The sequence below is a fragment of the Acinetobacter sp. 197 genome, assembly GCF_048148385.1.
Classification (GTDB): domain Bacteria; phylum Pseudomonadota; class Gammaproteobacteria; order Pseudomonadales; family Moraxellaceae; genus Acinetobacter; species Acinetobacter pecorum.
In genome coordinates, this window is sequence record NZ_JAYWZK010000002.1 from 234,987 (window position 1) to 258,969 (window position 23,983).

Sequence of the window (23,983 nt, forward strand, 5' to 3'; positions counted from 1 at the left end):
ATTACTTAATTGCATTAACCTTTTGAATCATTTTATCAGTTAAATCATATTTAGCGTCATAAGCAAGTGCTGAATTTTTATTTAAAATCCCATCCAGGTTATTTTCTTTGCGCAGTTGCTCAGCAACTAACTTGACACGTGCATCAAATATGGTGCGAATCTGTTTAATTGAACCCTGAACACTACTCTGCACAGATTGCTGGAGCTGGTTTAATTCCTGAAACTTGGTTTGATACTGGGCAGACATTTGCTGTTTTTCTGCATCAGTCAATTTGGTATTTGACTGAGCACGTTGCTGTAAAGCTTCTAGTTCTTTACTGAGCTGCTCAATCTTGGTCGTTTGCGGTTGAATTTTTTGCTGGAATATCGAATTTTGTTGTTTCAGGTATGTACTCCCCTCAACCACTCGTTCCAGATCAATTACCCCAATACTGGCCGCATTAGTTATAGGAGCAATATTCGCTAAAGCCAGGCTCATCGCCATAATCATTTTTTTCATATTCTTACTCATTCAAAAAAATTTGCTCACAAAGTTTTTAAACCTCATGAGCAAAATCTACCTTCAGGATTTCCTGAGACTCTTAGAAAGTACGTCCAATTTCAAACTGGATATTTTTGGTTTCATCGCCGTCTTTTTTATTCAATGGATAAGCATAGCTCAATGATAATGGCCCAATCATGGTAATCCAGGTAAAGCCAGCACCTACGCTATAACGCATATTATCCACATCAAAACCGAAGTTGTCCTTACAATACTGTTTGGCATCTACCCGGCCAACCTGACTATTAACATATATCTCACCACGTGGTACATCACATTGTGTATCAAATACTTGTGCACCTTCAGCAAACAGGACTGGACGAACCTGACGTGCCCAATCTCCCTTGAACGGAATAGGAAGCACCAGTTCAGTACCAAACTGCACTAAAGCATTACCACCGACTTCTTCAGGATCCCAATCTCTTTGATTGGTTTCATTAAAAGTTACGCCTGGATATCTAGGACCCAGTGTACTGTTATCATAGCCACGAACCGAGCCGAAACCACCTGCAAAGAAATTCTTATAGAATGGCAGATCATTACCATAACCCAACTTGCCATAACCGCGCAGGATAAAATCTTTTCCAAGCGGGAAGAATGCCTGCGCATCATAAGTCAGTTTTTGGTATTCCACATCACTGCCTGGCAATGCGACTTCACCATTGATTCGATGTGACATACCACTTGTCGGGAACATCGGGCGGTTTAAGGTATTATAAGACCATCCCAAATTCAAATTGTAGGTTAAGAAGTCACCTTTGAACTGGTCATCAAAATCAACCAAGTTCGCTGTCTGACGATCGGCATCCAGACACTTGTCTTTGATGTCATAACCTTCAGGTGGATTTGTTGGTCTCGGCTTTTTATCCAACACATCTAAATCTGCCTGAGAATACAGATAGGCTGTACACACATCAGTCCGGCGATTAGTGGCCTTGCCACCTTTCGATAACAAATAGTCACGTACATAAGTAGATACATACGGACCAGTTGTTACTTCGGTCTGGTCAATATTCAGCCCCATACTCACACTCTGGTTCTCATCAATTGGATAACCAAAGTTGATCCCACCACCAAAACTGTCTGTTACATAGTTGTTGACGTTATAGTCATCATCCAGCTTGGTTTTACGATAATAAAGATTATAACCGCGACGCACACCATCAATCGTAAAGTACGGGTCCATCACACTCAGGTTATAGTAATCTTGCGTTTCAGAACGTGATAAATCGATCGATACACTATTACCGGTACCCAAGAAATTGGTCTGGCTTAAACCAGCTTGGAATGTAACACCCCCACTTTGCGAGAAACCAACCGCCAAGGTACTGGTTCCTGAATGCTGCTCTTCGACTGCAACATTCAGATCTACCTGATCCGGCGAACCAGGAATACGTGCCGGTTTAATATCTACGGTTTTAAAGAAGCCGGTACGCTCCAGACGCACTTTAGAAAGGTCAATCTTCTCATTACTTGCCAATGCACCTTCCATCTGGCGCATTTCACGGCGTAATACTTCATCGGCTGTTTTATTGTTACCGGTAAAATTAATACGTCGTACCGTAACCTGCTGACCCGGATTAATATAGTAATTCAGATCAACCATTTTGGTGTCATTGTTAATTTGAGGAACAACGTTGACTTCGGCATAGTAATAACCCGCATTACCATATTTGCGTAACAATAACTGCTTAACCGCGTTGACCTTTTCCTGAGAATAAATTTCGCCTTCTTTAAAGATTTGCAAGGCTTGCAATTCTTCAGTCTTATAAAGCGCATCGCCTAAATATTTGGTTTGACCAAATTTAAACTGCTCACCTTCATCCACAGAAACTTCGATAAAGACATTCTTTTTATCTTCACTCAAATTAAGACTAGAATTGGTAATATTAAAGTTGATATAACCGCGATTCAGGTACATGGCACGCAAAGCTTCAAGGCTTGCCGCCATTTTTTCACGTGCATAACGGTCATTTCGGGAAATGACAGAACTCCAGCCACTTTCTTTTACTGCAAAAGCCTGCTTGATATCGGATTCTTTAAATACAGTATTACCAATAATATTGATATCGAAAACTTTGGCTGCTTTGCCTTCAACAAAATCAATTAGCAATTCAACCCGGTTATTTGGTCGAGGAGTTGTCTTAACTGTAATATCCGCATCATAACGACCTTGCTGCATGTACTGCTGTTCAAGTTCAGTTTCAATGGTTTGTAATGCTGACTTCTTCAGTACCTCACCTTCAGCCAGACCCATTTTCTTCAGGCCATCTTCAAGTGCTTCCTTAGGAATCAGCTTATTGCCTTTCAATTCAATTTTTGAAATGACTGGGCGTTCAACCACCTGGAAAACCAAAGTATTGCCTTGCTGAACAGCTTTAATGTCATCAAACAGGCCTGATGCATACAAGCTACGAATTGCATTAGAGATGATAGGATCATTGACCCGATCACCACTGTTAATCGGCACTAGGCCATACACATTGTCAGGAGTTAAACGTACTAATCCATCAAATTTTATATCTTGTACAATGAATTCATCTGCTGCATATACTTGTTGTGCTACTGCCATTGCACTAACGAGTGCCAGAGGCATAAATAAATGTGTGTGCTGCATGCCAGTCTTTTCCGCTGTTAATTTATTCCATCTACGTTGTTATAAACGCATAAAATCATTAAATAATGCCAGAAGCATCATACTGCCGAGCAGTACCATACCAATTTTTAGTCCAACCAATTGTATTTGTTCGGAAACAGGTTTACCACGAATTAATTCAACAAAATAGTAAACCAGATGTCCACCATCAAGCATTGGAATAGGCAATAGGTTTAATATTCCTAAACTTACACTCATTAGGGCCATAAAGGAAATAAAAGTTTCCCAACCCATTTCTGCGCTCTGCCCGGCCACTTTGGCAATGGTAATTGGTCCTGATAAATTATCCAGACCAATCAGGCCACGCACCATTTTGACAATCGAGTTCAGAATCATTGAAGATAAATGTGCTGTTTTATCAAATGCCATGACCAGCGCTTCACCTGGCGTATAATGGATGGTCTGCTTATATTCTGCAGGAATGTTAATTTTACCCGGGTCACTTTGCACGCCCAGCATACCGGTCACATTCCCCATATTGTCACGTTTGCCTTGCGGCATGACCTCAAGCTGAACCACCTGATTTCCACGTAGTACATCAATTTTAAGCAACTTTTCTGGAGATGCCTGCACCACCTGTACGACATCAAACCAGTCTTTCATCTGCACACCATCAATGGCCAGAATCTTGTCACCCTCTTTCAAGCCTTGACGTATGGCTGCTCCATCATCGCTGAGTTTGGAGATGACTGCCGGAATCTGTGGACGATATGGCAAGAAGCCCAGACTATCGAGTGGTGACTGGCTTTGATCTTTGAGGAATTCCTGAATCGGCAACTGGAACTGTTTGTTCTCACCCGCACGGTCCACCTGTATAGAAACCACGCCAGTTTCACCAACACGATCTACCAAGGCATAATTGAGTTTTTCCCAGGTTTCTACCTGAGTGCCATCCACAGCTACAATCTTGTCACCTGGCTGCATCTGTACGGTCGCAGCAGGAGTATTTGGAAGAACTTTGCCTACCCGGGTATTGAGTTGTTCTTGTGCCGGTAAAAACAGCACCCAAAACAGAAGGACTGCAAAAATCAGGTTGATCAACGGACCCGCGGCCACAATGGCAATCCGCTTCCACGGATGCTGCCGATTGAAGGCTTTCGGTAAATCTTCTTCAGCGACATTGCCTTCTCGCTCATCCAGCATTTTGACGTACCCGCCCAAAGGCAAGGCAGACAATTGGTACTGAATTCCAGATTTTTTCGAGGTCCATTTTAATAAGGTCGGTCCAAAACCAATGGAATAGACCAGAACTTTAACGCCCAGTTTACGCGCTACAATATAGTGACCAAACTCATGAATCGCAATTAAGGGACCGAGTAACAGGATTGCGGCTGCAATAATAAACAAGGCGCTCATGTTTTAACTTCCTTTATTCACAACATACTGCTGTGATAAACCTCGTGCCATTTGATCTGCTTGCAAGATAGCCTCCAGATCATGTGCGGGCTGATTGTCCATCTGATTCAGAACATGCTCAACCACTTGAGGAATTTGAGTAAATCTGATCTGTTGATTTAAAAATGCAGCAACTGCAATTTCATTGGCCGCATTTAAAATCGTAGGTGCAATTCCGCCACTCTGCATGGCCTGACGTGCCAGTTTTAATGCAGGGAAACGGACTACATCCGGTTCTTGAAAATTGAGTTGTGAATGCATAAACAGATCCAGCGGTGCCACATGCGTACTGATACGCTCAGGCCATGCCAAAGCATGTGCAATAGGCGTGCCCATATCCGGATTACCCATTTGTGCCAAAGTCGAACCATCTACATATTGAACCATTGAGTGAATAATACTCTGTGGATGCACAACAACTGTAACAAATTGTTCTTGAACTGCAAACAAATGGCAGGCTTCGATCAATTCCAAACCTTTATTCATCAAGGTAGCAGAATCGACTGAAATTTTTTGACCCATAGACCAGTTGGGATGCTTGCAGGCTTGGGCAGGTGTAACTACCTCAAGTTGCTGCATGCTGTGGTTTAGAAATGGACCACCTGATGCGGTCAGCAAAATCTGGGATACACCCAGTTTTGGTTTACCGTGACGCTCTGCTTCAAAATAATGCTGGGGCAGACACTGAAAAATTGCATTGTGTTCAGAATCAACAGGAAGCAATAAAGCACCATGATCGCGCACCGCCTGCATCATGATGTCACCCGACATGACCAAGGCTTCTTTATTGGCCAGCAGTACGCGCTTACCTGCTTTCACCGCAGCCAAGGTTGGTAACAAGCCTGCTGCACCAACAATGGCTGCCATCACAATATCGACATCAGTATGTTCAGCCACTGCAATTAAACCGGCTTCATCATGCAGAATTTCAATATCGGATAAATGGTGTTGCTGGAGTCGTTTTGAGAGTTCATCTACTTTATCAGCTGGCACCACCACCACTTTAGGATGGTATTGACGGCAAATTTCGACCAGCTCATTAATACGACTTTGCGCGGTCACAGCAAAAACCGAGTATGCTTCAGGGTGTCGCTGTAAGATTTTTAAAGTACTTTGACCGATGGAACCTGTAGCACCCAGTATACAAACTGCTTGTGACATTTATAAATCTACACCAATAAGTTTTAAAACAGCCATACCTGCTGCAAAGATTGGAGCTGCAGCAAGCAAAGAATCAATACGATCCAGTACTCCGCCATGCCCTGGCAAAATTCGACCTGAATCCTTAATACCGGCACGACGTTTGATCATGGATTCAAACAGGTCTCCCAGCACCGAACTAAATACTGTAACCACTGACAAAATAAGGAATAAAATCAGTTCTGGCCAAGTCATATCCAGATAAAGCAAAGCAACTGCAGTCACGATCAGCATTGAAGTAACAATACCGCCATAAAGTCCTTCTATAGACTTGTTAGGACTGACATCTGGCGCCAGTTTTTTCTTGCCGAATTTACGACCTACAAAATACGCACCGCTGTCTGCGCCCCATACCAGTAAAAACAGGTACATCAACCACCAAGGTGAACTTTGCCAGACCGAGAAAATTGCAGTAACCGCAGCGGAAATTAACACCACCCCGATGCCATGCAGACTGTTATTGTACCAGCCATCATATTCAGGGTAGGTTTTTACCCAGTAAATACTGAGTAACCAGGTAACAATAGAAGCTACCCATAACAATAAGGCGACCTCGGCAAAATACAATGCCAAAGCGGAGAGTGCTGCAGTGAGCACTCCATATCCCCAAGCAACAGGTTTGACGACATGTTTAAATTTTCGAGGCATGAGTTTAAACCACTCATAGCCTGCCACCCCGGCAGCCACAACCATCAATGCGAACATTGGATAATGTGATTCGGTAGCAAACATGCAACTAAGTACAACTGCTACCAGTACCAATGCGGTTATAATCCGCTCAAACATTTATTAATTCTCAAGTCTTTCTTGATGAATCTGCTCTGATGTTTTACCAAAACGACGTTCGCGACCACCAAACACAGCAAGTGCATCGTCAAACTCTTCTATGGTAAATTCTGGCCATAAGGTCTCAGTAAAATACAGCTCTGCATATGCTGCCTGCCAGAGCAGGAAATTGGACAAGCGGAAATCTCCACCAGTACGAATCAGCAGATCAACAGGCGGCAAGTCACTCAGACTGACATATTGACCAAACATATCAGTATCAATTGCTTCAAGATCTAATTTATTTGTTAAAACATCCGCAGCAATCTGCTTCGCAGCTTGTGCCATGTCCCACATTCCACCATAGCTGATTGCAATGGTGAGCGTCATACTATCGAAATTAGCAGTCCTTTGTTCTGCTTGCAACATCAGTGCCCGCAGTTCAGGAGATAAACGCGACCGATCACCAATAAATCGCAAGGAAATGTTAAATTTTTCCATACGTGGCAACTGTTCATGAATGGTGTCTTCCAACAGCTTCATGAGCAGGTCTACTTCATATTGGGGACGGTTCCAGTTTTCACTGGAAAATGCAAAGACAGTTAAAGCCTGGATATTTCTTTTTCTGCAATGTTCGACGATAGGATCCAGAACCGTTTTTCCTTCACGGTGCCCGTCACCTTTTTGCATCTGATTTTTTTTGGCAAAACGATTGTTGCCATCCATAATGATGGCAACATGTTTTGGAAGACAGGAATTTTCTTCAGCAGCGGTCATCGATGAATTAGACCTTCATCAATTCAGCTTCTTTCGCAGCCAAGCGTTTGTCTACTTCAGCAACAAATTTGTCTGTAATTTTCTGAATGTCGTCAGAAGCACGGCGTTCATCATCTTCAGAAATTTCTTTTTCTTTCAACAATGCTTTGATATCGCCTAATACATCACGACGGATGTTACGGATGGCAACTTTGGCATTTTCAGCCTCGTTTCGTGCAACTTTCTGCATGTCACGACGGGTTTCTTCAGTCAGAGCTGCCATTGGCACACGGATCGCGTCCGCAGTAATCGGGTTCAGACCCAGATCAGATTCACGGATCGCCTTATCAATTGCCGCCACCATTGAACGTTCAAATGGCTGAACCAGCAAAGTACGTGAATCTTCAACACCTACGTTTGCAACCTGGTTCAATGGCACATCAGAGCCATAGTAAGGAACCATGACACCGTTTAGAATCGAGGGATGCGCACGTCCGGTACGAACTTTAGCAAAACCGTGTTCCAACGATTCAAGTGACTTGTTCATACGCTCTTCTGCGTCTTTTTTAAGATCGTTAATCATATGATCTTCCTTACTTAATTCTTTAAAAGAGGTTATTACTAAATTAGCGTGTAGTATAAAGTGCTTTGGTGCTCACGTCATTAATTGGTAACGTGAGTTCCTTCTTTTTCGCCCATAACGACGGAAAGCAATGCACCAGATTTATTCATATCAAATACTTGTAGTGGTACATTGTGGTCGCGACACAAGCAGATCGCTGTTAAATCCATCACACCCAGCTTTTCGTCCAGAACCTGGTCAAAAGTCAAAGTGTCATATTTCACTGCATCTTCGTACTTGCTTGGATCTTTGTTATATACGCCATCTACCTTGGTTGCTTTCAAGATCAAATCTGATTCGATTTCGATACCGCGTAAACAGGCAGCAGTGTCTGTCGTAAAGAACGGATTACCTGTACCTGCCACAAATACACATACTTCACCCTGAGTCAGGTGACGGATTGCATCACGGCTTGAGTAAGACTCAACTACAGCACCAATTGGCAAAGCAGACATTAAACGGGTTTTAATATTACGGCGCACCAAAGCATCACGCAGTGCCAAACCGTTCATGACTGTAGCCAGCATACCCATCTGGTCGCCAGTTACACGACCCACCAGGCCATCTTTTTGTAGCTGGCTACCGCGATACAGGTTACCACCACCAACAACAATACCTACTTGTACGCCTAAACCCACAAGGTGCGCAATAGAAAGTGACATCTGATCGAGCACCTGTGCGTCGATCCCCATGTCTTTATTGCCTGCCAGCGCTTCACCAGAAAGCTTTAACAGGATGCGACCAAAGCGTGGCTTTTTAGAATCCAACATCATCAAACTCCAAAGTATTCAATTTAAATTTTTTTAATTCAAAATCTTAAGCTGACTTGACTGAAATGAGTTTTGCATACAGATCGTATTCATCTGCATCCGTAATCTCAACTTCAAGCAAATCCCCTGCCTTAATGACACTTTTATCGATATCTTCAACAAAAACATTGCCATCAATTTCAGGTGCATCTGCATACGAACGTGCAACCGCTACCGGGAACTCATCTTCCAGGTCATCTACCAGCACAGTCATGATCTGACCGATACGTTGTTGGAGTTTGGCTGCCGAGATTTCCTGCTGAACTTGCATGAAACGCTCATAGCGTTCTTGTTTAATTTCTTCAGGAACGTGATCTGGCAAATCATTTGCTGTCGCACCTTCAACTGGCGAATAGGTGAAACATCCCACACGGTCCAGCTGAGCTTCTTTCAGCCAGTCCAGTAACATCTGGAAGTCTTCTTCGGTTTCACCCGGGAAACCCACCACAAATGTTGAACGGAGCACCAGATCAGGACATTTCTCGCGCCAGATTTTCAAACGCTCCAGGGTATTTTCACTGTGCGCAGGCCGTTTCATCAGTTTGAGAATTTTTGGACTTGCATGCTGGAATGGGATATCCAGATAAGGTAGGATTTTGCCTTGTGCCATCAGGTCAATTACAGCATCCACATGCGGATATGGGTAAACATAGTGCAAACGCACCCAGATTCCCAACTGCCCTAATGCTTCACACATATCGTAGAATTTGGTTTTAACTGGCTGACCATTCCAGAAATCCAGCTTGTATTTGGTGTCTAGGCCATAAGCAGAAGTATCCTGGGAGATGACAAGTACTTCTTTTACACCGGCACGTTTCAGCGCTGCAGCTTCTTCAAGCACAGAACCGACTGGACGTGAGACTAAATCGCCACGCATGCTTGGAATAATACAGAAGGTACAACGGTGGTTACAGCCTTCAGATATTTTCAGATAAGCATAGTGTTTTGGGGTCAGGCGGATGCCTTGCTCTGGAACCAGATCAATAAATGGATTGTGTTTTGGCGGCTCAGGCACGTATTGATGAACCGCATCCATAACTTCTTTATATGCCGCTGCACCTGTCACTTTCAGGACATTCGGATGCATCTGGCGAATCTTGTCTTCGTCTTTACCTAGACAACCTGTTACGATCACGCGACCATTCGCGCTCATCGCCTCACCAATCGCATCTAGCGATTCTTGCACTGCAGATTCAATGAAACCACAGGTATTTACTACAACTAAATCAGCACCGTCATAATCCGAAGCGACGTCATAACCTTCAGTCTTTAACTGGGTTAAAATACGTTCAGAATCTACCAATGCCTTAGGACAACCTAAAGATACAAAACCGACTTTGGGGGACTTCATGAATTTTCGCTCTACTAGAATGCGCGTATTGTATGTCTTTTCGCATCATAAAAATAGTTGAAAACCCGACTCTTTGCATCACGCACTAAAATATAGCCATAAAATATTCAAGATACCCAGCAATGCACCAAAATGAATCATTTTAGATTTACAGCCTCAAATTAATCCGTTATATCTAAGATGAACCATGTTGCTCTGCCACATTTCTGCGTTTTCCAGCAAAAAATAAACTCTATTCATAAAAGTTGGCGTGCATCTTGCATCAAATCAGAACTTAAAATTGATTAAATTGCTTTATGAAGATGCCATTGCGCCATTTTAATACAGGAACAAACCCGCGAATGGATCAACTTATTCCGATCGACTATCGTGTTTTAGTGGACAATATGACCACATGTATCTTATTGATAGACCGCGATCTAAATATTTATTATCTGAACTCTGCCTGCGAAGCCCTATTTGATGTGAGCTTATTTCGGGCGAGTGGCACATCTGTGCTGAATATTTTGCAAAACCCCACAGATGAGTTTAATACCGAAGAAGCCCTGAATAATACCTTAAGTACGGGACAGCCCTATACGCGTCGTGAAGCCACTATTCTGGTCAACTTTAAAGACATTCATGTCGATTACACTGTTTCTCAGCTAAACCTTGGCAAACCTTATCATCCGCTGTTACTCATCGAACTCAATCCTCGCGATCGCATGCTCAAAATCTCGCGTGAAGAAAATCTGGTACAACAGCACCAGGTCGCGCGCCAGCTGATTCGCGGTGTCGCGCATGAAATCAAGAATCCACTCGGTGGCATTCGCGGGGCGACCCAATTGCTGGCACGCAGCCTGAATGATCCACAATATAAAGAATTTACCGACATTATCATTAGTGAAGTGGATCGACTCAGAAATCTGGCCGACACCATGCTTGGTTCACGCCAGCTTCCAAGCTATGAACTGGTCAATATACATGAACCACTGGAACGGGTACGCTCCCTGATTGCCAACCAGACCAAAAAGAAAATCAAAATTACCCGGGATTACGACCTGTCATTACCTGAAGTTCTGGCAGACCGAGACCAACTGATTCAAGTCATTTTGAATATTTGTGCCAATGCTGTACAGGCCATGACCGAAAACAAGGAATTCTTTATCGAACATCAACCGGAACTGATTTTAAGAACCCGGATTCAGCGTCTATTTACCATTAACGGGGTGATTCACCGTTCTGTGGTACGGATTGATATTGAAGACAATGGCCCGGGAGTTCCGGAAGATATTATCGAATCGGTGTTTTATCCACTGGTCACCAGCCGGGCCAAAGGAACCGGTCTGGGCCTCAGTATTGCTCAAAATATTATTCATCAGCACAACGGCATGATCGAGTGTCAGTCTGTGGCTGGAAAAACTGTCTTTAGCTTATATTTACCTTGGGAGTCAAATCATGTCGCGAAATAAAATATGGGTGATTGATGATGATCGCGCCATGCGCTGGGTACTGGAAAAGACCTTTAAAGAAGAAGGTCTGGATGTGACCAGTTTTGAAGAAGCACAATCTGCTCTGGATCAATTGAGTATTGAAGCACCCGATGTAATTCTGACCGATATCCGCATGCCGGGTATTGATGGACTCACCTTCCTGGGCAAGGTTAAACACAGTTATCCGGACCTGCCTGTCATTATTATGACAGCACATTCAGACCTGGAATCTGCTGTATCAAGTTATCAAACCGGTGCATTTGAATATTTACCTAAGCCTTTTGATATTGATGAAGCGCTGGCGCTGGTAAATCGTGCAATTTTACATATTACCAAGCTGCAGCAGCAAGAGTCAGCAAAGACTGCCCCGCCAATTCAATCTACAGAGATTATTGGTGAGTCACCTGCCATGCAGGAAGTATTCCGAGCCATTGGCCGTTTGTCTCAATCGCACATTACCGTATTGATTAATGGTGAGTCGGGTACAGGTAAAGAGCTGGTGGCGCATGCCCTGCATCGTCATTCACCACGCAGTTCAAAACCTTTTATTGCGCTCAATATGGCAGCCATTCCAAAAGACCTGATCGAGACAGAATTATTCGGCCATGAGAAAGGTGCCTTTACCGGTGCCAATACCCAACGTCAAGGTCGTTTTGAACAGGCCAACGGCGGTACATTGTTCTTAGATGAAATTGGCGATATGCCATTTGAGACCCAGACCCGTTTACTACGTGTACTCGCAGATGGTGAGTTCTACCGTGTTGGCGGTCATATTCCGGTTAAGGTCGATGTGCGTATCGTGGCAGCGACACATCAGGATCTGGAAAAACTGGTCCATGATGGCCGTTTCCGGGAGGACTTGTATCACCGCCTGAATGTGATCCGGATTCATATCCCCAAATTGGCACATCGCAGTGAAGATATTCCGATGCTGGCACAGCACTTCCTTGCACGTGCCGGGAAGGAACTCGGTGTAAATCCCAAGATATTGCGTCCTGAAACTCAGGAATACATGCAAAAGCTGCCTTGGCAAGGTAATGTTCGTCAGCTGGAAAATACCTGTCGCTGGCTAACCGTAATGATTACAGGTCGTGAAGTTTATCCTGAAGACCTGCCACCTGAACTGAAACAGATTCCGATCCAGCAACAGGATCCTGGTGCTCCGATCCCAAACCTGAACCAGATTGCACCGCATCACTGGGATGAATTACTAGGTCAATGGGCAATCCAGAAGCTGAAAAATGGCGAGATGAAATTACTGGATGCAGCGACACCCATGTTTGAGCGCACTCTAATTAATGCAGCCCTGCAACAAACACGCGGCCGTAAGCGTCATGCTGCTGAACTTCTGGGCTGGGGGCGTAACACCTTGACCCGCAAACTTAAAGAACTGGGCATGGACAGTGCTGATGATGACGAAGTAGAAGAAATCGAAAGCCAGGCCTGAAAATAAAAAAGCACCCGCGGGTGCTTTTTTATTACGACCAGTAAAAAGTTAGACAGTTAAACCAATATAACGTGAATAGCCTGCTGCGCCCAAATCAGATTTTAATATTAAATAGTTTGGATATGTACTTAGGCTAATTTCCTCAAACATATTTACCACGTCGTCATTGGCATGCAATTCATCCACTGTTTTTTGCATGGTTTGCTCGAATTCATCAGTGATATATTCAAAGCCAATATCCATGGCAATAAATAAGGTATGTTCACAAGGTTGGATATATTGCTCTTCCTGCCAGTTAATGATGTCTTGGTGGCAATGTGGGCAGGCAATATTATCGGTGGCCTGAATCGAAAGCGGAATAATTTGATATGCCATATGAAAGTCAATCTGTTTGCTATTTGTCTATTTTAGCAAATTTTATGGCTTGTCTTTACTCAATTAAAAATCCAGTTGATAAAAAAGGGAATCTTCAGACTCCCTTTTTTAATATTGATAGCTCTGCTCTCAAGGCCCAATTAGGTATGCGCAGCCTTATAACGTGATAATGCTGTGACTGCGACTGCCGAGACCACCACTGCCGGTAAACTTGCCATAAGAATACCTGTAGTTCCCAAACCCAATGCCAGAATTTTTCCGGTTAACAACGGTCCGGTCATCGCCCCTAAACGTCCTAGCGAGATTGCACTCCCTACACCAGTCACCTTACCCAAGTCCGAATAAAAAATCGGTGAGATCCCATAGAGAATAGATTGGCCACCTGTAGAGAAAATACCTCCCATAATTCCCGCAAAAATCAAAAGTGGAATAGAAGTAGTGGTAAAAAGTAATACCAGCGCCACAAACAAACCACTATAAATAATGACTGCCATTTGCCAAAGCTTTAAACGGTCCAGTAAATAACCCAGACTTAAGGTTCCAATCACTGCCCCTATCTGGAACATTAACATTACCAAAAATGCCTGCTGCTTCTGTAAGCCTTGTTCCATAAGTAAATTAGGCAACCAGCTGATCAAAATATAATTAATCATGAGAGTAAAAAAGAAACCAACCCAAAGAGGTAATGTATTTCTATACTGTCGCTGCTTGAACAAAACTTCAGCCATTCCCGGTACAGCTTCGCCAGAAACCGGCACTTCCACATTCATTTTAGGCTTATCTTTAAGAATAAACGCCATCAATGGAATTAATACCAAAGGCGTTAATCCCCCAATCAGGAATAAGGTTTGCCATTGAATATCCGGAAGCAGCATGGCCAGACCGGCAACAAAGATCGCACCTACCGGCAAACCACAATACATCAAACTATTTAACTTGCCACGGTTGGCTTCCGTTGCTTCATCACCGACGACTGAAATCATGGTCGGCATTGCAGCACCTAAACCCAGCCCGGTAAAGAAACGCGCTGCATATAAAACTTCGATACTTGGCGCAATCGCAGTCAGCGACATGAACAGACCAAAAATAGTCACAGAGAGCATCAGGACTTTCTTTTGCCCTAAATAATCTGCGATACGTCCACCAAAGAATGCGCCGAACAGCATTCCAAAGACGCCCAGGCTAAACACATAACCCATTTGAACCTGACCTAAACCAAAGCTTGCTGCAATTCCTTTCGCTGCAACCCCGGGAGCTTGAAGGTCAAAACCTTCAAAAAATGCGACCCAAAAACATAAGAATATGGTTAAGATTTTTTGGGTTTTTCCGCTGTATGGCTGTGCCATGATTGATCTCCATCAATAATCTACAAATCGCTTCATCACCTGGCGATCCATTGCCCTATTCTCAACTTAATGCTGATTGAGAAATAGCACGACAATAGTCGGGTTTAAGTACTCTCATCGGCAATAAATAGTGTCAAAATTAGACCTAAAAGATTAAGTATCCAGACTTATTACATCTTAATAATTTCAATTGAATATATTTTTCAATAACTTGACTTCATAGTAGGTATTTCTAATCTCACGATAGTCAAAACTTATACAAAACCACCAGCCAATAAAAAACCCGCGAGATGCGGGCTTTTCTAGCTCAAAATCTTAAGCAGATTTTTTCGCTTGGACATTCTTACGAATCGTGATCATCACCAGTTGTACTGCTGCTGGGGTTACACCTGGAATACGGCTTGCTTGCGCTAAAGTCTCAGGACGAACATCTTTCAGCTTCAGAGTAATTTCACGAGACAAACCCGACACGATGTCATAGTTAAAATCAGCAGGAATACGGGTTTCTTCCAGACGTTTCATTTGTGCCACGTCTTCATGCTGACGGTTAATATAACCCGCATATTTCACTGCAATTTCAATTTGTTCACCGACAAATGGTGAGACTTCAGAATTGGTCAATTCTGCAATTTGAGCAAATGAAATATTAGGACGTTTCAACAAATCAATTGCCGAACATTCTTTAGACAGATCTGCACTGGTCATCTCAACGAATTTTTTACCCATTGGATTGTTTGGTGCTGCCCACAGATGCTGCAAACGACCTGTTTCTTTTTCTACTGCTTCCATTTTCTCGCAGTATGCAGCCCAACGCTCGTCATCCACCAGTCCCATTTCACGACCGATTGGTGTTAAACGCTGGTCTGCGTTGTCTTCACGAAGCATTAAACGGTATTCGGCACGCGAGGTAAACATACGGTACGGTTCTTTGGTACCTAATGTGATCAAGTCATCCACAAGTACACCCATATACGCTTCATCACGTTTTGGTGTCCATTGCTCTTGATCCCATGCACGACGTGCAGCATTCAAACCTGCCAGCAAACCTTGTGCACCTGCTTCTTCATAACCGGTAGTACCGTTGATTTGGCCAGCAAAATACAGGTTATTGATCGCTTTGGTTTCAAGCGTGAACTTCAACGCTTGCGGGTTGAAATAATCGTACTCAATCGCATAACCCGGACGAAGAATATGCGCATTCTCCATACCACGGATAGAACGTACCAGTTCAAACTGAACGTCAAATGGTAATGATGTTGAAATACCGTTCGGATAAAGCTCGTGTGTATCCAGACCTTCAGGCTCTAGGAAAACCTGATGCGAGTCTTTATCGGCGAAACGGTGAATCTTATCTTCAATCGACGGACAGTAACGTGGCCCCACCCCTTCAATCACCCCGGTATACATCGGTGAACGGTCTAAACCGCCACGAATGATTTCATGCGTGCGCTCATTGGTATGCGTAATATAGCAATTTACCTGCTCAGGGTGCATTGATGCATCCCCCATGAATGACATGGTCGGAGACGGGAAATCACCCGGCTGTGGCGTCATCACAGAGAAATCAACCGAACGCGCATCAATCCGTGGTGGTGTACCTGTTTTTAAACGACCTACCGGCAGTTGCAGCTCACGTAAACGATGGGCAAGTGAAATAGACGGTGGATCACCGGCACGACCACCACTGGATTTTTCCAACCCCACGTGAATTACGCCGCCCAAAAAGGTCCCTGCGGTGAGCACAACGGTTTTCGCATCAAAGCGAATACCCATTTGGGTTACAACACCTTTAACAGTATCGCCTTCAAGAATCAGGTCATCTGCTGCTTGCTGGAAAATATCTAAGTTCGCTTGGTTTTCTAATGTTTCGCGAATAGCGGCTTTATATCGCACACGGTCAGCCTGCGCGCGAGTGGCACGAACCGCTGCACCTTTACGTGAATTTAAAATACGGAATTGAATACCGCCTTTATCGGCAGCCAGCGCCATAGCGCCGCCCAAGGCATCAATTTCACGTACTAAATGCGATTTACCAATACCTCCGATGGCCGGGTTACAGCTCATCTGCCCTAAAGTCTCAATGTTGTGAGTTAAGAGTAAAGTCTGTCGGCCCATACGCGCCGCAGCTAAGGCCGCTTCCGTACCGGCGTGACCGCCACCGATAACAATAACATCGTATACTTTAGGATAGTGCATAGTGGTAAATTGAGAGATAAAAAGAATAGCTGGGCATTATAGCAAATTTCATTCTAAAGTAGACGAATTCAATCGATTTTATCTTGATATAACAACCTTTATATAGCAATTGGATAATGCAATGTAATTTAACTTTGCAGAGTAACTATATAAATTAAACATATAAGCCAAAAAATTTACTCGATTTACATTGTTTAATTTCGCATATTTTTTAATCTATACATTGATGACATTACAAACAAAGGTATAGAAGATGAATAAGAATATTTTGCTCTCAACTGTTTTATGTGGCTTATGTCTTGCTCCATTTGCTGCTATCGCAAATGATAAAATTGCGACCAGTTATAATGCTCAAAAGTACCAACAGGTTTGTAAAGGCAAAACCCAAGGTGCTCAAGTCAGTTACAGTACACGCGGGGTTCTCTTTAATGGCACCTGTGAACCACGTTTCTTCCCTGCCGGTAATCCTAGTTCTATCATAGGTGACGAGCCTGAACTTTATACTGCATGTGCAAGCACAAGTGGCACAGCCACAGCGACCATTAATGGTACACAAATGAGCGGTAAGTGTGCTTTAGGCTTTACTCCACCGCACCCTCCTGTATCACAAATGATGCAGAATCAGTCACAAATGCAAAATCAGCGTATGCAACAACAAAACAATACTCAACCAATGCAACAGGGTTCTCAAACACAGCCCGGCATGTAATATGTAAGCAGTCCTATCCATAAACTGGCTGCATTACAAGAAAAAGTTATGACGGGCAAAGTGACTGCATTTTGCTCGTTTTTATTGCTTATTTATTCATCTAAGCTAAACTCGAAATATATCTATAAATGTATAATAAAAAGGCAAATACATGGATTCGGGGTTTTTTAGCATTTTTTTGCCAATTACATTGGCAATCATGATGATGGGACTAGGGCTAGAGCTAACCCTCAAAGATTTTTTGCGATTAAGCCGCTATCCTAAAGTTATTTTTATTACTTTATTTGCGCAGTTAATACTAATACCCAGCCTTACTTTTTTTATTTGTCTGATTCTGGATTTACCGCCTTTACTTGCGGTAGGCCTGATGATTCTGGCTGGCTCACCTGGTGGACCGACAGCGAACTTGTTCAGCTATCTATATAAAGGTGATGTTGCACTTAATATTACCCTTACAGCTATTAATACCCTCATTTCTATTTTTACTTTACCTTTTATTATCAACCTGTCATTACATTATTTCTTGAGTCATGATTCCAATGTGGCTTTTCCAGTCGAAAAGATTGTTCTGGTTTTTTTAATTACCTTAATTCCGGTCATTATCGGAATGCTACTCCGAGACAAATTTCCGAATCTATCCATTACCGTCAGCAAGCGCATGCGCCTAGTCTCCATCAGTTTTTTAGCAATACTGGTAATCTTCGCCATTTTCAGAGAACGTTTTAATTTGGTGGAATACTTTGCCAATATTGGGGCGGCAGCTGCAATTCTATGTTTTTCCAGCCTGTTTATAGGATATTGCATTCCTTTATTGATGGGCATTCCAGATAAAATGGCGCGCGCCTGTACCTTTGAAATCGGTATTCATAATACAGCCATTGCCCTGACGATTGCGATTTCGGTGCTCAATAATATCACTATGGCCATTCCGGCAGGGATCTATACGATTTTCATGTATAGTTTCGCAGCTATTTTCGGTGTGCTGTTGAGCCGCCAACAAGTGGTTTATAACAGAAAAACTCGTTTATCAGATTTATAAGCTTATTGATTAATATTCAGTTAGCACGGTATTATTTTCCAAAGAAAATCAACAATATTAAAAAAATTGACAAGGAGCATACAGATGGATTCTGGCCTTATAACTATATTACTACCGCTGGCACTTGCAATCATCATGATGGGGCTTGGCCTTGAACTGACGCCTCGGGACTTTAGTCGTGTAACGCGTCATCCCAAAGCGGTATTTATCGCTCTTTTCTGCCAACTGATTGTTCTGGTAGGAATTGCGTTTTTGCTCTGCAAGTTGTTCGCTTTACCGCCGTTGCTTTCGGTTGGACTCATGCTATTGGCAGCTTCTCCTGGAGGTGCGACCGCTAACCTGTTTAGTTACCTGTTTAAAGGTGACTTAGCTCTTAATATTACTCTGACTGCTATCAATTCGGTCATTGCAGCCATTACCCTGCCTCTAATTATTAATTTTTCGATCATGCATTTCCTGCAGGATAGTCAGCAGGTTGGCCTACAATTCGGCAAGATTCTGCAAGTCTTTGCGATCATCCTGATTCCAGTTGGAATTGGCATGCTGATTCGACATTATGCCCCAGGCGTGACCGCAAAACTAAACCGCCCACTGCGCATATTTTCCATCGGCTTTTTGGTCTTGATTATTATTGCCACACTCATTAAAGAGCGCAGTAATATCGGTGAATACCTGGCCCAAGTTGGCTTGGCAACTGCGTTGTTCTGCATACTGAGCCTTGGAATTGGTTATCTCATCCCGCGACTGCTCAATATTAACAGTGCACAAGCCCGTGCCAGTGCCTTTGAAATTGGTATCCATAACAGCACCCTTGCAATGACGATTGCCCTGACAGTGATTGGTAGTGCCGCTGTGGCAATGCCGGCTGCGGTTTATTCTATTTTTATGTATATCTTCGCTGCAATTTTTGGCAGCTTGTTAAATCGGCTTGCCCCACTTCCTGCACAAAAACCAGTTACCACCCTGGATTAAAGCAGGTATGGAACCTTTAAAAGGATGCGTCAGGCATCCTTTTTTATTTTAGGTCACGAGCAAGAAGATAGCAGCGTTGATTCCGAACTTCCGCTACAATAGCTTTTTTAAAAAATGTATAAAGGTTATTTCTGTGAAGTGGTTACAAATTCATATTACGGTTGAACAGGCTCAGGTTGATTTTACTGAGACATTACTCAGCTCCCTGGGTGCAGTGAGTGTAACGTTGGATGATGCTGAAAACCAGGATTTGCTGGAACCCCTTCCAGGTGAAACACCACTTTGGAATAAAGTGATTGTAACCGGTATTTATGCACAGGAAGACGGCGAAGAAATTGATGTTGCTGCACTGGAAACTTTTATCCGCACACAATTGCCAGATGCACCGATCCATCATGAGTTAATTGAAGATCAGGCATGGGAACGCACCTGGATGGATGCTTATGAACCCATTCAGATTGCTGAAAAATACTGGATCGTGCCAGAGTGGATGGAGGCACCTGAAGCGGATGCGGTAAACATCAAGCTTGATCCGGGTCTGGCTTTCGGAACAGGTAACCATGCGTCAACTTTTTTATGCTTACAATGGTTAGGCAAAATTGATCTAAAAGATAAAATCGTCATCGATTACGGTTGTGGCTCAGGTATTCTCGCGGTAGCTGCACTGCTATTAGGTGCAAAAAAAGCATATGCTACTGATATCGACCCACAAGCAGTACTGGCCACCCAGCAAAATGCTGAGCTGAATGGCGTTCTGGATAAACTTTATGTCGGCTTGCCAGAAGAATTTAGAGAAGAACTCGGTACTACCAAAGCTGACGTATTTGTTGCCAATATTCTGGCAGCACCACTAATGATGTTGGCTCCTGAGTTCGCAACTTTAATCAAATCTGAGGGACAGTTCGCACTTGCAGGAGTGATTGAAGAGCAAGTGGCTGATGTTACTAGCATTTACTCAAATTATTTTGATATATTAGAGGTAGAAAAACGAGACGAGCACTGGTGCCGCATCTCGGGTAAACGCCATAAGAATGAATGAGCCTATAAATAATCCATGAGTGACAAAAGAACCTATTGCCCTACCTGTTCCACTATTTACAAGGTCACAGTTGCTCAACTTACCGTTGCGCAGGGTATGGTTTGCTGTCCAAAATGTACAACTTCCTTTAATGCCTTATCGCATTTGGTGACCGAAGCCCGAAATTCGGTCACTACCCCAACTGCTCAATCTCAACCAAACTCGAACGAAGCTGGCAAAACTGACATTGAAAACAGCTCAGGTGATTACCATCCTGAGCAGCAACATCATCGTCATAGCCTGCTACAGATCTTTGATCAGAAAGTTGAACATTCCAATATTGACCTGCAAACTTATTTAAATAATCTGAATTATTTTAGTACCGAGCCGATTTCGGCACTGCCAAGTATGATCTGGGAAGATCAGCCAAACAAACAAACCAAGCACGGGCCTCTGTACTATATAAGTTGGAGCTTGATCAATCTTTTACTATTTAGCCTGCTACTGTTTCAATTTTTCTGGTTCAATCCGCAATATATTAAAAACAGCCATGTTATGAGTCTGGTTTTTAACAGTACATGTGACGTGTTTAATTGTTCCAATCTGGAAAAATACTACACGCTGATTCAGGCCAATAAAGTCAAACTTAAAGCTACTGCTAAAAATCAAACTGAACTGAGCGGTGAGCTGATCAATTTCCATGACCGTAGCCTGGCCTTACCGATTTTAAGAATAAATCTGGAACGCCGCGGTGAAGTTATCGCAACTTACAATTTATCTTCAGAAGAGTATCTGGTTGAAAGTCTGGTTAATATCAAACGCATCCCGAAAAATAGTCCGTTTAAATTCAAATTTCAGCTTCCAGTCGATCGCAAAAGCTTTGATCGTTATACTTTGGAAATAATTCGCCCTTAATCTGCCGAGAAAGTATTAAAAAGTTAAAAAAAATTAAAAAAAATGCAGTTTTCTTGCTCACTTTTGCTTAGACAATGGTATGATACGCGCCACGAAAGCTATGTGCTGCAACTCCTCGCGACTTTTTCACAACAAATACAGTCTTGCCTAATGCGCTATAAAATTTATTGCGTATCGTGCAGATTTTTTTGTTTTGATTTTGGTCTGTAACAAAACTTTAACTATTGTTACGCTTATTTTTCGACCAAAACGTTGAGATGTGTCAAGCTATTGGCTCAATGCAATGATTAAGTTTTAGAACTCCGGTTTTAGGATCTAAAGCGGAGTTCATTTCAATTTCTAGACCACTTTTTATATCACTTTACCCAAGTGATATTTGTTTTTCGGATTAATTCGCATGAATAGCAAATCTCCTATTTTTACTGCACAATCTGATGTTGCTTTACGTATCCACGTAGATCGCGCAGTTCGCCATTATTTTGCGCAACTACAAGGCGAGCAACCATCTCAGGTATACGACATGGTGCTGGCAGAAATGGAGAAACCTCTTCTATCTGTAGTTCTAGAATATACACGTGGTAACCAAACACGTGCTGCCGAGATTCTCGGACTCAACCGTGGTACTTTACGTAAAAAGTTAAAAGCTCACGGTTTAATGAGTGAATAAATGATAAAATGCTTGCGGCTTCCGCAGGCATTTTTTTTGACTGTAAATTAGCTATTTAGATTTAATCTGTTCCTTGAAAACTGTGACGAAGATCATGACTATTAAACGCGCTTTAATCTCTGTGTCTGACAAGACTGGTATTGTTGAATTTGCACAAGAACTTGCTGCTCTAGGGGTAGAAATTTTATCTACAGGTGGTACCTACAAATTGTTGAAAGACAATAAGGTCGCTGTAGTTGAAGTTTCAGAGCACACTGGTTTCCCAGAGATGATGGACGGCCGTGTTAAAACGCTACATCCGAAAATTCATGGTGGCATCCTGGCTCGTCGTGGTCTAGACGAAGCTGTGATGGCTGAACACAATATCGATGCGATCGATCTTGTTGTTGTTAATCTCTATCCATTTGCTGCAACGGTAGCAAAACCGAACTGTTCACTTGCTGATGCAATTGAAAACATCGACATCGGTGGTCCTACCATGGTTCGCGCTGCTGCGAAAAACCATGCTTCTGTAGGTATCGTGGTAAATGCATCTGACTATGCAACAGTTGTCGCTGAACTTAAAGCGGAAGGTGCTTTATCTTATGCAACCCGTTTTGACCTGGCAGTGAAAGCATTTGAACATACTGCACAATATGACGGCATGATTGCATCTTACTTAGGCGCTCGCGTAGGTAAAGAAGAAGGTCAAGCGGATAAATTCCCGCGTACCTTCAACACACAGTTAAATAAAGCTCAAGATTTACGTTACGGTGAAAACCCGCATCAATCTGCTGCTTTCTATGTAGATCCAGCCGCAACTGAAGCATCTGTATCAACTGCAAAACAGTTACAAGGTAAAGAATTATCTTATAACAACATTGCGGACACTGATGCAGCACTTGAATGTGTTAAATCATTTGCAAAACCTGCTTGTGTGATCGTTAAACACGCTAACCCATGTGGCGTTGCAGTGTCTCTAGACGGTATCAAAGCAGCGTATGACCTTGCTTATGCAACTGATCCTGAATCTGCGTTCGGCGGCATCATTGCATTCAACCGTGAATTAGACGTTGCAACTGCACAAGCGATTGTTGACCGTCAATTCGTTGAAGTAATCATTGCGCCAAGCATTGCTGAAGGCGTTCTTGAAGTCACTGGCGCGAAGAAAAACGTTCGTGTCCTGGTATGTGGTGAACTTCCGAAGATTGATGAACGTGCTACACAACTTGACTACAAGCGCGTAAACGGCGGTTTGTTAGTTCAAGATCAAGACTTGGGTATGATCACTAAAGATGACCTTAAAGTTGTGACAAAACGCGCACCGACTGAGCAAGAAATTGACGACATGATCTTCGCTTGGAAAGTGGCGAAATACGTGAAATCTAATGCGATTGTTTATGCGAAAAACCGCCAAACGATTGGTGTGGGCGCAGGTCAAATGAGCCGTGTTAACTCTGCTCGTATTGCTGCGATCAAAGCTGAGCATGCAGGCTTAGTGGTTGAAGGTGCAGTAATGGCATCTGATGCATTCTTCCCATTCCGTGATGGTATTGATAACGCTGCAAAAGCAGGTATCAAGTGCATTATCCAACCGGGTGGTTCTATGCGTGACGAAGAAACGATTGCTGCAGCTGACGAGGCTGGTATTGCAATGGTGTTCACTGGCATGCGTCATTTCCGCCACTAAGTTGTAAAATTTTAAAATAAGCCCTCCTTTCTATAAGGGGGGTTTATTATGTCTGTATTGATT

Annotated in this window: 21 protein-coding genes; 9 read left to right on the top strand and 12 right to left on the bottom strand. The window is 43.1% G+C overall.

Annotated features, from left to right (window positions below; genetic code table 11):
* Window position 1: 1 nt before the first annotated feature.
* The 9 genes from VXQ11_RS03785 to rimO form a co-directional block, all read right to left on the bottom strand.
* A complete protein-coding gene (locus VXQ11_RS03785) occupies window positions 2-499 on the bottom strand; it encodes an OmpH family outer membrane protein (protein WP_416705469.1) in 498 nt (165 codons plus the stop codon).
* An 82-nt stretch (window positions 500-581) separates the two neighbouring features.
* Window positions 582-3,158, bottom strand: a complete 2,577-nt coding sequence (gene bamA / locus VXQ11_RS03790; protein WP_416705470.1) for an outer membrane protein assembly factor BamA — start codon at window positions 3,156-3,158, stop codon at window positions 582-584.
* Window positions 3,159-3,197: 39 nt separating this feature from the next.
* On the bottom strand, window positions 3,198-4,553 hold the full coding sequence (gene rseP, locus VXQ11_RS03795) for an RIP metalloprotease RseP (protein WP_064096003.1): 1,356 nt from the start codon (window positions 4,551-4,553) through the stop codon (window positions 3,198-3,200).
* Between the two features lie 3 nt (window positions 4,554-4,556).
* Entirely contained in the window at window positions 4,557-5,753 is a 1,197-nt protein-coding gene (gene ispC / locus VXQ11_RS03800) for a 1-deoxy-D-xylulose-5-phosphate reductoisomerase (RefSeq protein WP_416705471.1), read from the bottom strand.
* The gene (locus tag VXQ11_RS03805) at window positions 5,754-6,578 is read right to left on the bottom strand and encodes a phosphatidate cytidylyltransferase (protein WP_064096001.1); all 825 of its coding nucleotides are present in this window, start codon (window positions 6,576-6,578) and stop codon (window positions 5,754-5,756) included.
* A 3-nt stretch (window positions 6,579-6,581) separates the two neighbouring features.
* Window positions 6,582-7,334 (bottom strand): polyprenyl diphosphate synthase, encoded by a 753-nt coding sequence (gene uppS, locus VXQ11_RS03810; RefSeq protein ID WP_064096000.1) that lies wholly within the window; start codon window positions 7,332-7,334, stop codon window positions 6,582-6,584.
* A gap of 7 nt (window positions 7,335-7,341) precedes the next feature.
* Window positions 7,342-7,896, bottom strand: coding sequence for a ribosome recycling factor (gene frr, locus VXQ11_RS03815; protein ID WP_064102041.1), 555 nt, complete (start codon window positions 7,894-7,896; stop codon window positions 7,342-7,344).
* An 80-nt stretch (window positions 7,897-7,976) separates the two neighbouring features.
* Window positions 7,977-8,705, bottom strand: coding sequence for a UMP kinase (gene pyrH, locus VXQ11_RS03820; RefSeq protein WP_004786170.1), 729 nt, complete (start codon window positions 8,703-8,705; stop codon window positions 7,977-7,979).
* A 46-nt stretch (window positions 8,706-8,751) separates the two neighbouring features.
* Window positions 8,752-10,095 carry a 30S ribosomal protein S12 methylthiotransferase RimO gene (gene rimO, locus VXQ11_RS03825; protein WP_064095998.1) on the bottom strand — a complete coding sequence of 448 codons (1,344 nt, stop codon included), beginning with the start codon at window positions 10,093-10,095 and terminating at the stop codon, window positions 8,752-8,754.
* 341 nt (window positions 10,096-10,436) lie between these two features.
* Here rimO and glnL point away from each other — a divergent pair, with 341 nt between their 5' ends.
* Complete coding sequence (gene glnL, locus VXQ11_RS03830; RefSeq protein ID WP_416705472.1) at window positions 10,437-11,546, top strand: nitrogen regulation protein NR(II); 1,110 nt, start codon at window positions 10,437-10,439, stop codon at window positions 11,544-11,546.
* Complete coding sequence (glnG, locus tag VXQ11_RS03835; protein ID WP_064095996.1) at window positions 11,533-13,014, top strand: nitrogen regulation protein NR(I); 1,482 nt, start codon at window positions 11,533-11,535, stop codon at window positions 13,012-13,014. Before glnL ends, glnG begins: the two co-directional genes overlap by 14 nt.
* Window positions 13,015-13,062: 48 nt before the next feature.
* On the opposite strand, the gene VXQ11_RS03840 is transcribed toward glnG, so the two are convergent.
* The 3 genes from VXQ11_RS03840 to mnmG all read right to left on the bottom strand — a co-directional run bounded on the left by VXQ11_RS03840 (window position 13,063) and on the right by mnmG (window position 16,931).
* Window positions 13,063-13,389 (bottom strand): hypothetical protein, encoded by a 327-nt coding sequence (locus VXQ11_RS03840; RefSeq protein ID WP_064095995.1) that lies wholly within the window; start codon window positions 13,387-13,389, stop codon window positions 13,063-13,065.
* A 140-nt stretch (window positions 13,390-13,529) separates the two neighbouring features.
* A complete protein-coding gene (gene mhpT, locus VXQ11_RS03845) occupies window positions 13,530-14,735 on the bottom strand; it encodes a 3-(3-hydroxy-phenyl)propionate transporter MhpT (protein ID WP_416705473.1) in 1,206 nt (401 codons plus the stop codon).
* A 315-nt stretch (window positions 14,736-15,050) separates the two neighbouring features.
* Window positions 15,051-16,931, bottom strand: coding sequence for a tRNA uridine-5-carboxymethylaminomethyl(34) synthesis enzyme MnmG (gene mnmG, locus VXQ11_RS03850; RefSeq protein ID WP_416705474.1), 1,881 nt, complete (start codon window positions 16,929-16,931; stop codon window positions 15,051-15,053).
* A 253-nt stretch (window positions 16,932-17,184) separates the two neighbouring features.
* On the opposite strand from mnmG, the gene VXQ11_RS03855 reads away from it, so the two are divergent.
* The 7 genes from VXQ11_RS03855 to purH all read left to right on the top strand — a co-directional run bounded on the left by VXQ11_RS03855 (window position 17,185) and on the right by purH (window position 23,920).
* Window positions 17,185-17,640, top strand: coding sequence for a hypothetical protein (locus VXQ11_RS03855; RefSeq protein ID WP_416705475.1), 456 nt, complete (start codon window positions 17,185-17,187; stop codon window positions 17,638-17,640).
* Window positions 17,641-17,791: 151 nt separating this feature from the next.
* Complete coding sequence (locus VXQ11_RS03860) at window positions 17,792-18,679, top strand: bile acid:sodium symporter family protein (protein WP_144723948.1); 888 nt, start codon at window positions 17,792-17,794, stop codon at window positions 18,677-18,679.
* Between the two features lie 84 nt (window positions 18,680-18,763).
* Window positions 18,764-19,651, top strand: a complete 888-nt coding sequence (locus VXQ11_RS03865) for a bile acid:sodium symporter family protein (protein WP_144723947.1) — start codon at window positions 18,764-18,766, stop codon at window positions 19,649-19,651.
* Window positions 19,652-19,784: 133 nt separating this feature from the next.
* Entirely contained in the window at window positions 19,785-20,690 is a 906-nt protein-coding gene (prmA, locus tag VXQ11_RS03870) for a 50S ribosomal protein L11 methyltransferase (RefSeq protein ID WP_144723946.1), read from the top strand.
* Window positions 20,691-20,705: 15 nt separating this feature from the next.
* Window positions 20,706-21,584 carry a DUF3426 domain-containing protein gene (locus VXQ11_RS03875; RefSeq protein WP_416705476.1) on the top strand — a complete coding sequence of 293 codons (879 nt, stop codon included), beginning with the start codon at window positions 20,706-20,708 and terminating at the stop codon, window positions 21,582-21,584.
* A gap of 397 nt (window positions 21,585-21,981) precedes the next feature.
* A complete protein-coding gene (gene fis / locus VXQ11_RS03880) occupies window positions 21,982-22,251 on the top strand; it encodes a DNA-binding transcriptional regulator Fis (RefSeq protein WP_001086304.1) in 270 nt (89 codons plus the stop codon).
* Window positions 22,252-22,345: 94 nt separating this feature from the next.
* Window positions 22,346-23,920: a bifunctional phosphoribosylaminoimidazolecarboxamide formyltransferase/IMP cyclohydrolase gene (purH, locus tag VXQ11_RS03885; protein ID WP_416705477.1), complete on the top strand. Its 1,575-nt coding sequence runs from the start codon at window positions 22,346-22,348 to the stop codon at window positions 23,918-23,920.
* Window positions 23,921-23,983 lie beyond the last annotated feature (63 nt).

Excerpts from the sequence above, each read along its gene's own strand:
- bamA (WP_416705470.1), bottom strand. The coding sequence starts at position 3,158 with ATGCAGCACACACATTTATTTATGCCTCTGGCACTCGTTAGTGCAATG.
- rseP (WP_064096003.1), bottom strand. The coding sequence starts at position 4,553 with ATGAGCGCCTTGTTTATTATTGCAGCCGCAATCCTGTTACTCGGTCCC.
- VXQ11_RS03860 (WP_144723948.1), top strand. The coding sequence starts at position 17,792 with ATGGATTCGGGGTTTTTTAGCATTTTTTTGCCAATTACATTGGCAATC.
- mhpT (WP_416705473.1), bottom strand. The coding sequence starts at position 14,735 with ATGGCACAGCCATACAGCGGAAAAACCCAAAAAATCTTAACCATATTC.
- rimO (WP_064095998.1), bottom strand. The coding sequence starts at position 10,095 with ATGAAGTCCCCCAAAGTCGGTTTTGTATCTTTAGGTTGTCCTAAGGCA.
- glnG (WP_064095996.1), top strand. The coding sequence starts at position 11,533 with ATGTCGCGAAATAAAATATGGGTGATTGATGATGATCGCGCCATGCGC.
- VXQ11_RS03805 (WP_064096001.1), bottom strand. The coding sequence starts at position 6,578 with ATGTTTGAGCGGATTATAACCGCATTGGTACTGGTAGCAGTTGTACTT.
- glnL (WP_416705472.1), top strand. The coding sequence starts at position 10,437 with ATGGATCAACTTATTCCGATCGACTATCGTGTTTTAGTGGACAATATG.
- VXQ11_RS03875 (WP_416705476.1), top strand. The coding sequence starts at position 20,706 with ATGAGTGACAAAAGAACCTATTGCCCTACCTGTTCCACTATTTACAAG.
- uppS (WP_064096000.1), bottom strand. The coding sequence starts at position 7,334 with ATGACCGCTGCTGAAGAAAATTCCTGTCTTCCAAAACATGTTGCCATC.
- purH (WP_416705477.1), top strand. The coding sequence starts at position 22,346 with ATGACTATTAAACGCGCTTTAATCTCTGTGTCTGACAAGACTGGTATT.
- ispC (WP_416705471.1), bottom strand. The coding sequence starts at position 5,753 with ATGTCACAAGCAGTTTGTATACTGGGTGCTACAGGTTCCATCGGTCAA.
- VXQ11_RS03855 (WP_416705475.1), top strand. The coding sequence starts at position 17,185 with ATGAATAAGAATATTTTGCTCTCAACTGTTTTATGTGGCTTATGTCTT.
- fis (WP_001086304.1), top strand. The coding sequence starts at position 21,982 with ATGAATAGCAAATCTCCTATTTTTACTGCACAATCTGATGTTGCTTTA.
- VXQ11_RS03865 (WP_144723947.1), top strand. The coding sequence starts at position 18,764 with ATGGATTCTGGCCTTATAACTATATTACTACCGCTGGCACTTGCAATC.
- frr (WP_064102041.1), bottom strand. The coding sequence starts at position 7,896 with ATGATTAACGATCTTAAAAAAGACGCAGAAGAGCGTATGAACAAGTCA.
- VXQ11_RS03785 (WP_416705469.1), bottom strand. The coding sequence starts at position 499 with ATGAAAAAAATGATTATGGCGATGAGCCTGGCTTTAGCGAATATTGCT.
- VXQ11_RS03840 (WP_064095995.1), bottom strand. The coding sequence starts at position 13,389 with ATGGCATATCAAATTATTCCGCTTTCGATTCAGGCCACCGATAATATT.
- pyrH (WP_004786170.1), bottom strand. The coding sequence starts at position 8,705 with ATGTTGGATTCTAAAAAGCCACGCTTTGGTCGCATCCTGTTAAAGCTT.
- mnmG (WP_416705474.1), bottom strand. The coding sequence starts at position 16,931 with ATGCACTATCCTAAAGTATACGATGTTATTGTTATCGGTGGCGGTCAC.